At 73.2% G+C, this 13,822-nt stretch carries 9 protein-coding genes; 5 read left to right on the top strand and 4 right to left on the bottom strand.

From position 1 onward, the window contains the following. Window positions 1-14 precede the first annotated feature (14 nt). Window positions 15-713, bottom strand: a complete 699-nt coding sequence (locus LN652_RS16830) for a UbiA family prenyltransferase (RefSeq protein WP_230441752.1) — start codon at window positions 711-713, stop codon at window positions 15-17. Between the two features lie 158 nt (window positions 714-871). Here LN652_RS16830 and LN652_RS16835 point away from each other — a divergent pair, with 158 nt between their 5' ends. Continuing rightward, entirely contained in the window at window positions 872-1,357 is a 486-nt protein-coding gene (locus LN652_RS16835) for a CarD family transcriptional regulator (protein WP_121141777.1), read from the top strand. A 95-nt stretch (window positions 1,358-1,452) separates the two neighbouring features. Then, window positions 1,453-1,938, top strand: a complete 486-nt coding sequence (locus LN652_RS16840) for a 2-C-methyl-D-erythritol 4-phosphate cytidylyltransferase (RefSeq protein ID WP_230441753.1) — start codon at window positions 1,453-1,455, stop codon at window positions 1,936-1,938. Here LN652_RS16840 and LN652_RS16845 read toward each other — a convergent pair. Further along, window positions 1,922-2,611, bottom strand: coding sequence for an IspD/TarI family cytidylyltransferase (locus LN652_RS16845; protein ID WP_230441754.1), 690 nt, complete (start codon window positions 2,609-2,611; stop codon window positions 1,922-1,924). The two genes, LN652_RS16840 and LN652_RS16845, sit on opposite strands and share 17 nt — an antisense overlap. Next, window positions 2,611-3,111 carry a 2-C-methyl-D-erythritol 2,4-cyclodiphosphate synthase gene (gene ispF, locus LN652_RS16850; protein WP_268932193.1) on the bottom strand — a complete coding sequence of 167 codons (501 nt, stop codon included), beginning with the start codon at window positions 3,109-3,111 and terminating at the stop codon, window positions 2,611-2,613. The genes LN652_RS16845 and ispF overlap by 1 nt, the downstream gene beginning before the upstream one ends. Window positions 3,112-3,148: 37 nt before the next feature. Between ispF and LN652_RS16855 the strand changes: the two genes are divergently transcribed. Then, entirely contained in the window at window positions 3,149-4,672 is a 1,524-nt protein-coding gene (locus LN652_RS16855) for a molybdopterin-dependent oxidoreductase (RefSeq protein ID WP_230441755.1), read from the top strand. Between the two features lie 21 nt (window positions 4,673-4,693). Here the strand turns inward: LN652_RS16855 and LN652_RS16860 are convergent, their stop codons facing one another. Further along, on the bottom strand, window positions 4,694-5,932 hold the full coding sequence (locus tag LN652_RS16860) for a C39 family peptidase (RefSeq protein WP_230441756.1): 1,239 nt from the start codon (window positions 5,930-5,932) through the stop codon (window positions 4,694-4,696). Window positions 5,933-6,134: 202 nt separating this feature from the next. Here LN652_RS16860 and LN652_RS16865 point away from each other — a divergent pair, with 202 nt between their 5' ends. Together LN652_RS16865 and cysS are read left to right on the top strand one after the other, a co-directional pair. Then, window positions 6,135-12,299, top strand: a complete 6,165-nt coding sequence (locus tag LN652_RS16865) for an ExeM/NucH family extracellular endonuclease (RefSeq protein WP_230441757.1) — start codon at window positions 6,135-6,137, stop codon at window positions 12,297-12,299. Between the two features lie 106 nt (window positions 12,300-12,405). After that, window positions 12,406-13,821, top strand: a complete 1,416-nt coding sequence (gene cysS, locus LN652_RS16870; protein WP_230441758.1) for a cysteine--tRNA ligase — start codon at window positions 12,406-12,408, stop codon at window positions 13,819-13,821. Window position 13,822: the final 1 nt, after the last annotated feature.

The following is a 13,822-nucleotide window of genomic DNA, read 5'->3' on the forward strand; positions in this document are numbered from 1 at the left end:
AGCCTAGCGTCGCGTCAGGCCAGTCCCACCGTCTGCCCCGTGAACAGGACGGCCACCGCCAGCACGCCGGTGGCGACCGACGCGAGCACCAGCAGCCGGGGCGTCCCGGTGCGCAGGGCGAGGAGCAGCGGGAAGGAGCGCTCGCCCTCCTCGTGGTCGTCCACGAGGCCCGGCAGCGCGAGCAGCACGTGGACCGTGAGGCCGAGGGCGGCGGCCAGCGCCGTCATCGCCACCGTCGGAGGCGTGGAGGTGCCGACCCCGCCCCACCCGCCGTGGGCCAGGAACGCGGGGAGCAGCGCGAAGGAGACCGTCCACGGCACGAACGACAGCGGGCGCGCGTGCAGCAGCCGGTCGCCGAGCGCGGCGACGACCAGCGAGGCGAGGTAGGCGGTCGCGGCGGTGCGTCCGTTCGCGACGGCGAGGGGCACGACCAGCAGCACGCCGCACGCGACCGAGAACCACACGGTGCCGGGGTCGAGGCGACCCGACGCCAGCGGGCGGTCGGGGCGGCGCCGGGCGTCGCGCTCGCGGTCGGCGAGGTCGTCGAGCCAGCCGAGGACGGCCTGCCCGACCAGCACCGTCGCGGCGACCAGCGCGACCTCGCGCGGCGGACGTCCGGCCACCGCCGCGGCGGCCCCGACCGCGGCCGCGGTGGCCACCGCCTGGCGGGGGTGCGCGGCACGGACGAGGAGCAGCGCGGGGACGGTCGCCATGGTCGGAGTATGGCGCAGCCGCACCCGCGAGCAGGTGCGCGCACCACAGCAACCCGCGATCTGTCAAGCCCGGAAGTGGCCTCTGACCTGCACAAACGCGTCCGGGGGTCGGTCCGGACCCGTGTTAGAATGGTCACCTAGGAAGGGGAACTGAACATATGACTTTCACCGTCGGCGAAACGGTCGTCTATCCCAATCACGGGGCCGCAGTCATCGAGGACATCGAGATGCGGAAGATCAAGGGAGAGGACCGTCAGTACCTCGTCCTCCGGATTGTCGCCCAGCAGGACCTGGTCGTGCGCGTCCCGGCCTGCAACCTCGACCTCGTCGGAGTGCGCGACGTCGTCGACAAGGAGGGCCTGGACCGCGTCTTCGACGTGCTCCGTGCGGCCCACGTCGAGGAGCCCACGAACTGGTCGCGCCGTTACAAGGCCAACCTGGAGAAGCTCCACTCGGGCGACGTGATGAAGGTGTCCGAGGTCGTGCGCGACCTGTGGCGCCGTGAGCGTGACCGCGGCCTGTCGGCCGGCGAGAAGCGGATGCTCGCCAAGGCACGCCAGATCCTGGTCTCCGAGCTCGCGCTCGCGGAGAAGACCAACGAGGACAAGGCCGAGGCCATGCTCGACGAGGTGCTCGCCTCCTGAGCGGCAACGACCTCGACCGAGGCCCCTGGGACGACGTTCCCAGGGGCCTCGGTCTCGTTCTGGACGAGGACCGCGGCTCGCTGCCGTACGCCCTGGTGCACGGCGAGGCGCTCGTCGCCTGCGCCGCGTGGGCCGTGGGGGAGGCGGGCGTCGACCTCGTCGACGCCACCGTCGACTGGGAGGAGCTGGCCGGTTCCGGCCGCGACCTGGTGCTCCACGACGCGCTGTGCCCGATGACGCCGGCCTCGTTCATCGCCGACTGCCTCGACCTGGCCCGGACCACCGGGCGCCCGGTGGTCGGGACGCGACCGGTCACCGACACCGTCAAGGCCGTGGCCGACGGCCTGGTCGGCTCGACCCTGGACCGCGACGACCTGGTCGCGGTGACCTCGCCGCTGGTGGTCCCGGCGGCGGTCCTCGCCGGGCTGGCGCGCCGCCCGTCGAACGACCTGGCGCAGGCCGTCGCCGACCTGGCCGCGGCCGGTCAGCCGGTGCAGACCCTCGTGGCGCCGCCCGAGGGGCGTCGGGTGGACACCGTCGACGACGTGCGCCTGCTCGAGGCGCTCACGACCGCGGACTGAGCCCGGCGAGCTCGCCCGCCAGGGCGACGTCCTCGGGGAAGGTGACCTTGAGGTTGGTGGCGGTGCTCGCGACCGCGGCCACGGCGACGTCGGCGTACGTCGTCACGCAGGCCGCGGTGTCCGTGCCCTCGAACCCGTCGCGCTCCGCGGCGCGGTAGGCGTCGAGCAGGTCTCGCGCGCGGAACGCCTGCGGGGTCTGCACCGCGCCCACCGCCTCGGTGACCGGCGTCAGGTCGGTGTGGAGCAGGTGGGCCACCGGCACCACGGGGATCGCGCCGCCCGCCTCGCGGGCCGCCGCGACGACCCGGCGCCACAGGTCCGCGTCGGCCAGCGGTCGCGCGGCGTCGTGCATCACGACGACGTCGACGACACCGGTGGTGATGTCCTCCGCCAGCACCCGCAGCGCCGCCCACTCGGACGCGTGGCGGGTCGCGCCACCGTCGACGACGAGCACCTCGCGCTCACCGAGGTGCGGGGCGACCGCCGCGCCGACCGCCTCGCGGTCCTCGGGCCGCACCACCAGCACGACGCGCGCGACGTCGTCGAGGGCGAGCGCCTCGCGCAGCGACCAGACCAGCACCGGCACCCCGCGCAGCGGCAGCAGCACCTTGTTGACCTCGGCGCCCACGCGGCTCCCGGACCCGGCGGCGAGGACGACGACGGCGCTCGGCATCAGGCGGGCACCACCAGCGCGGTCGCGACCGCCGCCACGCCCTCGCCGCGACCGGTCAGCCCGAGCCCGTCGGTCGTGGTCGCGGACAGCGTCACGGGGGCGTCGAGCGCCGCGGAGAGCGCGGCGACCGCCTCGGCCCGGCGGGGGCCGAGGCGCGGGACGTTGCCGATGACCTGCACGGCGACGTTGCCGATCTCGAATCCGGCCGCCCGCACCCGCCGGGCGGTCTCGGCCAGCAGGGTCGCGCCCGAGGCGCCGGCCCACTCCGGCTCCGCGGTGCCGAAGTTGGTGCCGAGGTCGCCGAGCCCGGCAGCGGAGAAGAGCGCGTCGCAGGCGGCGTGGGCGGCCACGTCGGCGTCCGAGTGGCCCTCGAGCCCGGCGGGCTCGTCCGGCCAGGCGAGGCCCGCCAGGTGCATCGGCACGCCGGCGACGAGGCGGTGGACGTCGGTGCCGATGCCGACGCGGGGCAGCAGGGTCGGGGCGGGGTGGGGAGACGTCACGGCGGCATCATGCCCGAGGACGCGCCACAATGGTCCGGTGACCACTCGCCGCCCGCCCTGGGCGCTCGCCGGCGTCCTCGCCGGGTGCGCCGGGCTCGCCACCAGCTATGCCACCGCGATGGTGCTGACCATCCGTGAGTCCCCGGTGGTCGCGGTGGCCGAGCTCCTCATCCGGCTCACCCCCGGGCCGCTCGCCGAGCGGGCGATCGCGGTCCTGGGCCACCTCGACAAGCCGTTCCTCGTGGCGGGCATCCTCGTGTTCCTGCTGGGCTGCTTCGCCGGGGCCGGCAGGCTGGCGCGGCGCGGGTGGTGGCAGCCGACCCTGGTGTGGCTCGCGCTGGCCGCGGTGGGCCTCGGCGCGGTCCTCGCCCAGCGCGGGGCCGGAGCCGTGGACGCGCTGCCGGTGCTGGTGGGCCTGCTGACCTGGGTGACGGTCCACTCGGCGCTGATCGACGCCCTGCGCCGCGCGGTGCGCAGCCCCGACCTCGCCTCCCGCGAGCGCCGGGTGTTCCTGATGGTGGCGGGCGCGGTCTCCGTCGCGTCGGTCGGGATCGCGGTCGCCGGGCGGTTCGTCGGCGCGGGCCGACGCCACGTCGAGGCGAGTCGACGGCTGCTCCGGATCCCCGGTGTCACGCGCCGCCAGGCGCCGGCCGACACCGCCGTCGGGCTGGCCGGGGTGACGCCCTGGCAGACGCCGAACGAGGACTTCTACCTGATCGACACCACCATCGCGAAGCCCACCATCGAGCCCGACGAGTGGACGCTGCGCATCCACGGGATGGTCGAGCGCGAGCTGGTGCTCTCCTTCACCGACCTGGTCGGACGCCAGATGACGGAGTCGTGGATCACGCTCAACTGCGTGAGCAACGAGGTCGGCGGGGGGCTGGTCGGCAACGCGCGCTGGAGCGGCGTACGCATCGCCGACCTGCTCGAGGACCTCGGGGTGGACCCGGCCGCCGACTGCGTCCTGCAGACCTCGCACGACGGCTGGACGTGCGCGACGCCGATCGAGGCGCTCACCGACGACCGCGACGCGATGCTGGCGGTCGCCATGAACGGCCGCCCGCTCCCCATCGAGCACGGCTTCCCGGTGCGCACGATCGTTCCCGGCCTCTACGGCTACGTCTCGGCGACGAAGTGGGTCGTGGACCTCGAGGTGAGCACGTTCGCCGACTCCATGGGCTACTGGACCGACAAGGGCTGGTCGGCGCTCGGCCCGGTCAAGATCGCCTCGCGCATCGACGTGCCGCGCTCGGGCGACGAGGTGGAGGCAGGCGAGGTGTCCTTCGGAGGCGTGGCCTGGCACCAGCACACCGGCATCGAGGCGGTGGAGGTGCAGGTCGACGGGGGGCCGTGGGAGCGGGCCCGGCTCGCCGGCGCGCCGTCGGTCGACACGTGGGTGCAGTGGGCCGTGACCCTGGACGTCCCGGAGGGCGACCACGAGGTCCGGGTGCGTGCCATCGGCCGCGACGGGGAGACGCAGACCAGCGTCCTGCGGGCGCCCGACCCCGACGGGGCGACCGGCCTGCACACGATCGGGATCAGCGCGTCACCTGCGTGACCGCCCGACCGACCGTCCGGGTCAGCCGTTGCGGATGACGTACGCCGTGCCGCCGCTGGCCGCGATCCAGATCCGCTCGAGCTGGGCGCGGTCGTAGACGCGACGCACCTCCGCGTTGGTCGCCCCAGCCGGGTCGTTGACGACGACGTCGCCGTCGGCCTCGAAGCCCACGATGACGAGCAGGTGGCCGTTGCTGGCGGAGATCGGCGCCCCGGTCAGCTCGCCCTTGCCGAAGGCGATCGAGACGACCAGCGGCACGCCCGCCGCGACGTAGCCCTCGGCCTCGCGCAGGTCGCGCATCCGGGTGACGTAGGAGTCCCCGCCGACGAGGGTGGCCGCGTAGGCGGTGTTGAAGGCCCAGTTGCCGGTGCCGTCGTAGCCGTGGTCGTAGACCATCTTCGCGGTGTGGTCGACGACCGGGTCGACGTGGCCGGCCGCGATCCCGGTGGGCGTGGGAGAGATGCCGTAGTAGCCGAGCACCATCGCCGTCGACGTCGCCGAGCACCAGGCCTCACCACCTCCGCCCCACTGCGGGTAGTGCCCGGTGTGCACCATCTGGCTGTAGGTCGGGACCGGCAGGACGGTGCCGGCCGCGGGGCCGGGAGCGGACGTGGGCCGGGCGGCCGTGGCGTCGACCGACGCGACCGCGCCGACGCGGTCCAGGCTGATCGCCTGCCGCCCGCCACGGGGGCGCATCAGCGTCACCCGCACCTGCCACGCCGTCACCGGGGTGGTGGCGGTCCAGGTGTCGACGTTGACGCCCCCGAGGTCGTCCGACTGCCCGGAGTAGGTCGTGCGGGGGACCGGTCGGCCGCGCGTGGACCAGTCGGCCATCGTGTCCCAGGAGCCGGTGGTGCCGGCGGCGGTGCGACCGCGCACCTCGACGCGCACCATGCTCCGCCCGGGCGTGGTGGCCTCCCAGGTGGGGACGAGCGACGTCGCGCCGAAGGCCTGGGTCGCCCACGGCGACGTCCAGGTGCCGGTGTCCCAGGTGCGGCCACCGACCCGGCGGACCGTGGGCTTCTTGAGGGTGACGCTGCCGCGACCCAGCTTGAGGCCGCGCCGCTGGCCGGCCTTGAGCTCGTGGTAGCTGCCCCACGAGGTGAGCTGCACCTGGGGCGTCGCTCGGCGCGCGGTCGCGCCGGGGGCGTCGGTGGCCCCTGCAACCGGGGTGACCGCGGGGACCGCGGCGAGGGCCAGCAGCAGGGCGAGGGGGCCGCTCGACAGCAGGCGGGGCAGGGCGGAGGCGGGTCGGAGCACCGGTCGACGGTACCCCGGATCGCACCACCCGTCCCGCGAGTCACAGATGTCACTCGGCTAGGGCGAAAGTTCACCAAAATGAGGGATGAGTTCATGACGTGTCATGTGCCACATGTCGGTGCCGCCGCTTAGCGTGTGCCCCGGCCGCCACCCGACCCCCCGGCGGCCCCGAACAAGGGACACGACAACTTTGTCTGCACGCATGCCCAGACGGGCCACCAGCCTCACCTCGCTCCTGGCCCTCGTGGCCGCTCCGCTGGCCCTGGGCTTCAGTGCCCCGGCCAGCGCGAGCGTCTCCTCCGTGATCTCGAGCTTCCCCTACACCCAGGACTGGTCGGGCCTCACGTCCACCAGCACGTGGGCGGACTTCCAGGGCGTGGAGGGCTTCACCTCCGGCACCTCGATCGCCGCCGCCAACCTGTCCAACAGCACCGACGTCGGCACGCTGACCGCCGAGGGCACCCTCACGACGAGCCTCGCGCTGCAGACGAGCACGGCCGTCCCGAACACCGTCGCCACGGGTGCGGTCCTCGGCTTCCCCGCCGTGCCGACCGCGAGCAGGACGGTCGCGCTCGGCGCGACCGGCGCGCAGACCACCCCCCACCTGGTCTTCCACCTCGACACCACGGGCAAGTCCGGCTTCACCGTCGACTACGACGTGCAGGACCTCGACAGCAGCGCCGACGACCAGCCGACCCGCGTCGCGCTGCAGTACCGCGTCGGCAACTCGGGCGCGTACACCAACGTGCCGGCCGCCTACCTCGCCGACGCCACCGTGGCGGGCAACACGACGGTGACCTCGACCCACGTGAGCGCACAGCTCCCGTCGGCGGTCGACGGCAAGACCGACGTCTTCCTGCGCGTGATCACCGTCGACAACGCCTCGGGCAGCAACGAGCACGTCGGCATCGACAACATCTCGATCACCGCGGGCGGAGGCCCCGCTCCGCTGGGCGCCACCGACCCGGCCGACCGCCCGCTCTTCCGCAACCGGGCGATGGCGCCGTTCACGCTGCAGGCCAACGGCGGCAGCACGCCGTACACCTGGTCCGCCACCGGCACGCCCCCCGGCGTCACGGTGAGCGCGGAAGGCGTCGTCTCCGGGACGCCGACCCAGAACGGCACCTACACCGTCGAGGCGACCGTCACCGACGGCGCCTCCGCCAACGCCTCCGTCCAGTTCGACCTCGTCGTCTCGGACGTCCCGGTCAAGCCGTTCCACGCCATCCCGGAGATCCAGGGCGAGGGCGCCTCGTCGCCCTTCGCGACCGGTGACGCCAACGCCGACGTCTCGACCTCCGGCGTCGTCACCGCGCGCTACCCCGACGGCGGCATCAACGGCTTCGTGCTCCAGACCGCGGGCTACGACCCCGAGGACGACGCGACCCCCAACGCCTCCGACGCCCTCTTCGTCTACGCCGGCAGCACCCCCGCCTACACGCTGCCCGCGATCGGCGAGCACGTCACGGTCCTCAACGGCCGGGTCAGCGAGTTCAACGGCGCCACCCAGGTCACCGTGACCAACGGCGACTTCCTCGACACCCGCCCGGCCACGGCCGAGGAGGCCGTCACGCCCGGGACCGTCATCCCCGGCACCGACTGCGTGCAGGGCTCGTGCCCCACGGGTGCGGCGCTCGACGCGCTGCGCGAGGCCCACGAGCAGGAGGCCTTCCTGCCGACCGGCCCGCACACCGTCACCGACTCCTACAGCGGCGGCGTCGGCTCGTCGTCGATGCGCGGCGAGTTCAAGCTCGCGATCGGCTCCGACGAGCCGCTCTACATCCCGCTGGAGAAGGCGCGGCCGACCCAGACGCAGCTGCGCGCCGACATCGCCGCCTTCAACGAGGCCCACGGCGTGGTCCTCGACGACGGCGCCACCGTCACCTACACCGGCGCCACCGCGTTCCCGTGGCTGACGCTGACCAACACGGTCCGCGGCGGCGCGGAGGCCACGTTCGTCAAGCCGGTCGTCCTCGACTACCGCTTCAACAGCTGGCGCCTCCAGCCGTCCAGCCGGATCCAGCCGGGCAACGACGGCAGCGGCCAGGTCTCCTTCGAGCAGGACCGCCCGCCGGCCCCCGACGACGTGCTCGGTGACCAGGGCAACCTGAAGATCGCCACGTTCAACATGCTCAACTACTTCGTCCACCCGGTGGACGAGTGGGTGGCCAACGGCGGCGACGCCTACCCGGGCACCAACCGCACCTGCACCACCTACAAGGACCGCAACAACGTCCCGCTCACCGCGAACACCTGCACCTGGCGCGACCCGCGCACCCAGCCGCCCGGCACCCTGCCGGACATCGGCCCGCGCGGTGCCGCCACCGAGGCCAGCCTGCTCCGCCAGGAGGTCAAGGAGGTCGCGGCCATCAACACGATGGACGCCGACGTGATGAGCCTCGAGGAGGTCGAGAACCCGGTCAAGCTGGGCTACTCCGACCGCGACGCCGCGCTCGAGCGGCTCGTCGCCGCCCTCAACGCCGACTGGGACGCCAAGCACCCCGGCCAGGACCCGCAGGTCCTCGGCAAGCGCTGGGCCTTCGTCCCGACCCCGCGTGCCGCGGCGCAGCCGACCATCGCGGAGCAGGACGCGATCCGCTCGGCGTTCATCTACAACCCGCGCAAGGTCAGCACCGTCGGCCGGTCCGAGATCCTGGTGAACTCGGCCCCGTTCCGCAACGCCCGCGAGCCGCTCGCCCAGGCGTTCCAGCACGTCGACGGCACCCGCGACGACGCGTTCCTCGTGATCGTCAACCACTTCAAGTCCAAGGGTGGCCCCGACGACCCGTCGACGATCGCCGGCACGGACAACGAGGACAAGGGCGACGGCGCGGGCTCCTACAACGGTGACCGCATCCGCCAGGCCAGGGCCCTCGACGCCTTCGCCGACGCGCTCGTCGAGGACAAGGGCATCGAGTCGGTCTTCATGACCGGCGACTACAACTCCTACTCCCAGGAGGACCCGGTCACCACGCTCGAGGGCCTCGGCTGGAACGCGCTGGACGCCGACAACGGCGAGACCAGCTACTTCTTCGGTGGCCTCGCCGGCTCGCTCGACCACGTCTTCGCCAACGACGCGGCCCTCGGCCTCGTGCAGGGCGCGACGATCTGGCCGATCAACGCCAACGAGCCGATCTACTACGAGTACAGCCGGTTCAACTACAACGTCACGCCGCTCTACGACCAGACCGCGTTCCGCTCCTCCGACCACAACCCGGAGATCGTCGGCATCAAGGCCCCGGTCTCCGAGGCGCCCGACGCGGTCGACACCGTCCAGGTGCTGGCTTCGAACGACTTCCACGGTCGCCTCCTCGACGACCCGGGCAGCGCCTCGGCCGGTGCCGCGGCGATGGCCGGGGCGGTCAAGGGCCTGCGGGCGGACAACGCGAACACCGCGTTCGTGATGGCCGGCGACATCGTCGGTGCCTCGACGTTCGAGTCGTTCATCCAGAACGACAAGCCGACGATCGACGCGATGAACGAGGCCGGCCTCGAGGTGTCCGCCGCGGGCAACCACGAGTTCGACCAGGGCTACGACGACCTGATGGACCGCATCATGTCGGCCACCGACCCCGAGGGCGGTGCCGACTGGCCCTACATCGCCGCCAACGTGCGTGACGCCGCGACCGGCGATCACGCCCTGAAGTCCGACCGGACCGACGGCAACTTCGCCCACGCCAACGGCGCGACCTGGTGGAAGAGCTTCGACGGCCTCGACGGCGGCGCGGGCATCCGCGTCGGGTTCGTGGGCGCGGTCACCGAGGACCTCGGGTCGCTGGTCGCCCCGTCGGCGATCGCCGGCCTGGAGATCACCAGCATCGTCGACGAGGTCAACGCCGCGGCGGCCGACCTCAAGGCCGACGGCTGCGGCGGTCAGCCCTGCGACCTGGTCATCGAGCTGGTGCACGAGGGTGCGCCCAGCCCGAGCTGCGCGACGATCAAGGACGACGACACGTCGACCTTCGGCCGCATCGTCCACGAGGCGAGCACCGACGTCGACGCGATCATCTCCGGCCACACCCACCTCAAGTACAACTGCAAGGTGGCCGTGCCGGGCAAGACGCTCGAGCGCCCGGTGGTCTCCGCGGGCCAGTACGGCTCGTACCTCAACCAGCTGCAGTTCGACTTCGCGCTCGGCACCGACGACCTGGTGGGCGTCCGCCAGCACGTGCTCGCGACGAAGGACTACGACGAGGACGCCGCCACCAAGACCATCGTCGACGCCGCCGTCACCGTGGCGAACGAGCGTGGCGCGGTCGAGCTCGGCCAGGTCGCGGCCCCGTTCAAGCGGGCGCGTCGGGTCGACCCGACCAGCGGCGTCGTGGAGAACCGCGGCGGCGAGTCCACCCTGGGCAACCTGGTCGCGGAGATGCAGCGCGAGGAGACCGGCGCCGACATCGGCGTGATGAACCCCGGTGGCCTGCGCGACGACCTGGTCGGCACCGGCGACGGTGCGGGCCCGGTCACCTACCGCGAGGCCGCCAACGTCCAGCCGTTCGCCAACACGCTGGTGACGGTCGACCTGACCGGTGCGCAGCTCAGGACGCTCCTCGAGCAGCAGTGGCAGCGCGACCCCGACGGCAACGTCCCGTCGCGGCCGTTCCTGCGGCTGGGCACCTCGAAGGGCTTCACCTGGACCGAGGACTCGTCCCGGCCCGAGGGCCAGCGGATCACCGGCATGTGGCTCGACGGCGTCGCCGTCGACCCGACGGGGACCTACACGGTGTCGGCCAACAGCTTCATCGCGGGCGGCGGCGACAACTTCCGCGCGCTGACGCTCGGCACCAACCGGCAGGACACCGGCAAGACCGACCTGCAGGCCACGGTGAACTACCTCGCCACGCACGCGTCCGACGGCCCGCTCGCGGTCGACTACGCGCAGCACGGCGTGGGCGCCCGCGTCCCGGCCGGCCCGTTCTCCGCGGGCCAGACGGTCACCGTCCCGGTCGACTCGCTGTCGATGACCGGTGGCGGCACCTCGGCCGACATCACCGACGCGACCGACACCTCGGTGACGGTCTCGCTGGGCGCGACCGACCTGGGCACCGTCCCGGTGACGTCCGTCCTGCCCACCACCCCGTTCGACGTCCCCGGCGCGGCCACCGTCAGCTTCACGCTGCCGGCCGGCCTGCCCGGCGGCACGACGTGGTTCACCCTCACCGGCGCCACGACCGGCACGGTGGCCAAGCTGCCGGTCGCGGTGGTCGACACCCGGGCGGACTCCACCGTCACGGGCACGGCCGCCCCGATCGTGGCGGGCCAGCCCGGCTCGGTCGCCGTCACGGTCACCCCGACCACGGCCACGGGGACGGTCGAGCTGTTCGACGGCACCGCGAAGATCGGCGAAGGCACCCTCACGGGCGACGCCACGACGACCATCGCGATCCCGGCGGGCACCCTCGCGCTCGGCGAGCACCAGCTGCGCCTGGCCTACGCGGGCGACGGTGCGGTGAAGCCCGCCGAGGGCACGGTGACGGTCACGGTCGCCAAGGCGGCCTCGACCACGACGGTCACGGCCACGCCGGCATCGGTGGTCCAGGACTCGGGCACCAGCTCGCTCGCCGTCGCGGTGACCGCCACGGGCGCCGCTCCGAGCGGCTCGGTCAGCGCGTGGCTGGGCGACACCCAGCTGGCCACGGGCACCCTCGTCGACGGTCAGGCGACCCTGGTGGTCGGACCGTTCGCCACGGTGGGCGCGAAGGCGATCGAGGTCCGCTACGCCGGCTCCGCCGACGTGGCTGCCTCGACCCGCACGGTGACCGTCACCGTCACGGCCAGGCCGGTCCCGCAGCCGACCGCCACCACGGTCACCGGCACCGACACCTCGGTGCAGTGGGCCAAGGCCGGATCGGTCGCGGTCTCGGTGTCGCCCACCGCGGCGACGGGCACGGTCGAGCTCCTCGACGGCACCACCCGGGTGGGCTCTGCGAGCCTGTCCGGGGGCTCCGCCAGCATCGCGCTGGCCGCGCGGTCTCTCGAGGTCGGCCAGCACGTGCTGGTCGTGAAGTACCTCGGCTCGGCCACCCACGCGCCCTCCCAGGGCACCGTGACGGTCACCGTGACCAAGGCGAGGCCGAAGGTCCGCGTCGACGAGCCGAGCCCTGTCCGGGCCGGCGAGAAGGCGAAGGTCAGGGTCGACGTGTCCGCCGACGGCTACGTCCCCACCGGCAAGGTGGAGATCGTGCTGAAGCAGGGCAGCAAGCGGATCGTGGTCCGCAAGACCCTGATCCGCGGCGACTCGGTGGCGTGGATCAAGGTCACCAAGCAGGGCAGCTGGAAGGTCCGGGTGACCTACCTCGGCGACGAGCACACGCTCGCCGGTGAGGACAGCACCACGCTGAAGGTGTCGCCGCGCCGCAAGCGCTGAGCACGACGCGGGAGCCCCGGACCACCACGGTGGGCCGGGGCTCCCGCGCGTCCGGGGGTCCTCGCGGAAGGGGGGACTTCGACGTGCGGCCCCTAGAATCGCCCCCGTGACCCTCAGGCTCCACGACACCGCCACGCGCACGACGCGCGACTTCGTCCCCCTCGTCCCGGGGCGGGCCGGCATCTACGTCTGTGGGCTCACCGTGCAGTCGGAGCCGCACGTCGGCCACGTCCGCTCCGCGGTCAACTTCGACGTGCTGCGGCGCTGGTTGAGCGCCACCGGCCACGAGGTCGACTTCATCCGCAACGTCACCGACATCGACGACAAGATCCTCACGAAGTCGGCCGAGCAGGGCGTCCACTGGTACGCCCTCGCGGCCGCGATGAAGCGCGAGCTCGACCGGGCCCTGGCCGCGATCAACGTGCTCCCGCCCACCTACGAGCCGGGCGCCACCGGCCACGTGCCCGAGATCATCGAGCTCACCGAGCAGCTCATCGAGCGCGGCCACGCGTACGCCGCCGAGGACGGCAGCGGCGACGTCTACTTCGACGTCCGCAGCTGGCCGGCCTACGGCGAGCTGACCCGCCAGAAGGTCGAGGACATGGAGCCCGCCGGGGACGCGGACCCGCGCGGCAAGCGCGACCCGCGCGACTTCGCGCTCTGGAAGGGCTACAAGAAGGCGTCCGAGCCCGCGACGGCGGCCTGGCCCTCCCCGTGGGGTCCGGGGCGTCCGGGCTGGCACATCGAGTGCTCCGCGATGGCCGGCAAGTACCTCGGTCCCGCGTTCGACATCCACGGCGGCGGGGTCGACCTGCGCTTCCCGCACCACGAGAACGAGCAGGCCCAGTCGCGCGCGGCCGGACGGCCGTTCGCGTCGTACTGGCTGCACAACGCGTGGATCACCACCGCCGGCGAGAAGATGAGCAAGTCGCTCGGCAACTCGATGCTCGTGCCGTCGGTCCTCCAGCGCGTCCGCGGCGTCGAGCTGCGCTACTACATGGTCGCCGCCCACTACCGCTCGCACGTCGAGTTCTCCTTCGAGGCGCTCGACGAGGCCGCGAAGGCCTACCGGCGCATCGAGGACTTCCTCGACCGCGCGGCTCCTGTCGTCGGCACCTGGTTCGCGTCGCTGCCCGACGCCTTCGTCGCCGCGATGGACGACGACCTCGGCACCCCGGCCGCCGTCGCGGTCATCCACGACGCGGTCCGCGAGGGCAACCGGCTGCTGGCCGCGGGGCCGTCCGACGCGCTGGGCCAGACGTTCGGCGAGGTGATCGCGATGCTCGACGTGCTGGGGCTCAACCCCGCCGACGAGGCGTGGCAGACCGCCGGCGACGACGACCGGCTCACCGGGGTCGTCGACGCGCTGGTCAAGGGCCTGCTCGCCGAGCGGGCCGCCGCCCGCGAGGCGCGGGACTGGGCGCGCGCCGATGCGATCCGTGACCAGATCAAGGCGGCCGGCGTGGAGGTCGAGGACACCCCGACCGGCCCGAAGTGGACCCTCGGGTCCGGGAGCGTGTGAC

It is taken from the genome of Nocardioides okcheonensis (assembly GCF_020991065.1).
Lineage (GTDB): Bacteria > Actinomycetota > Actinomycetes > Propionibacteriales > Nocardioidaceae > Nocardioides > Nocardioides okcheonensis.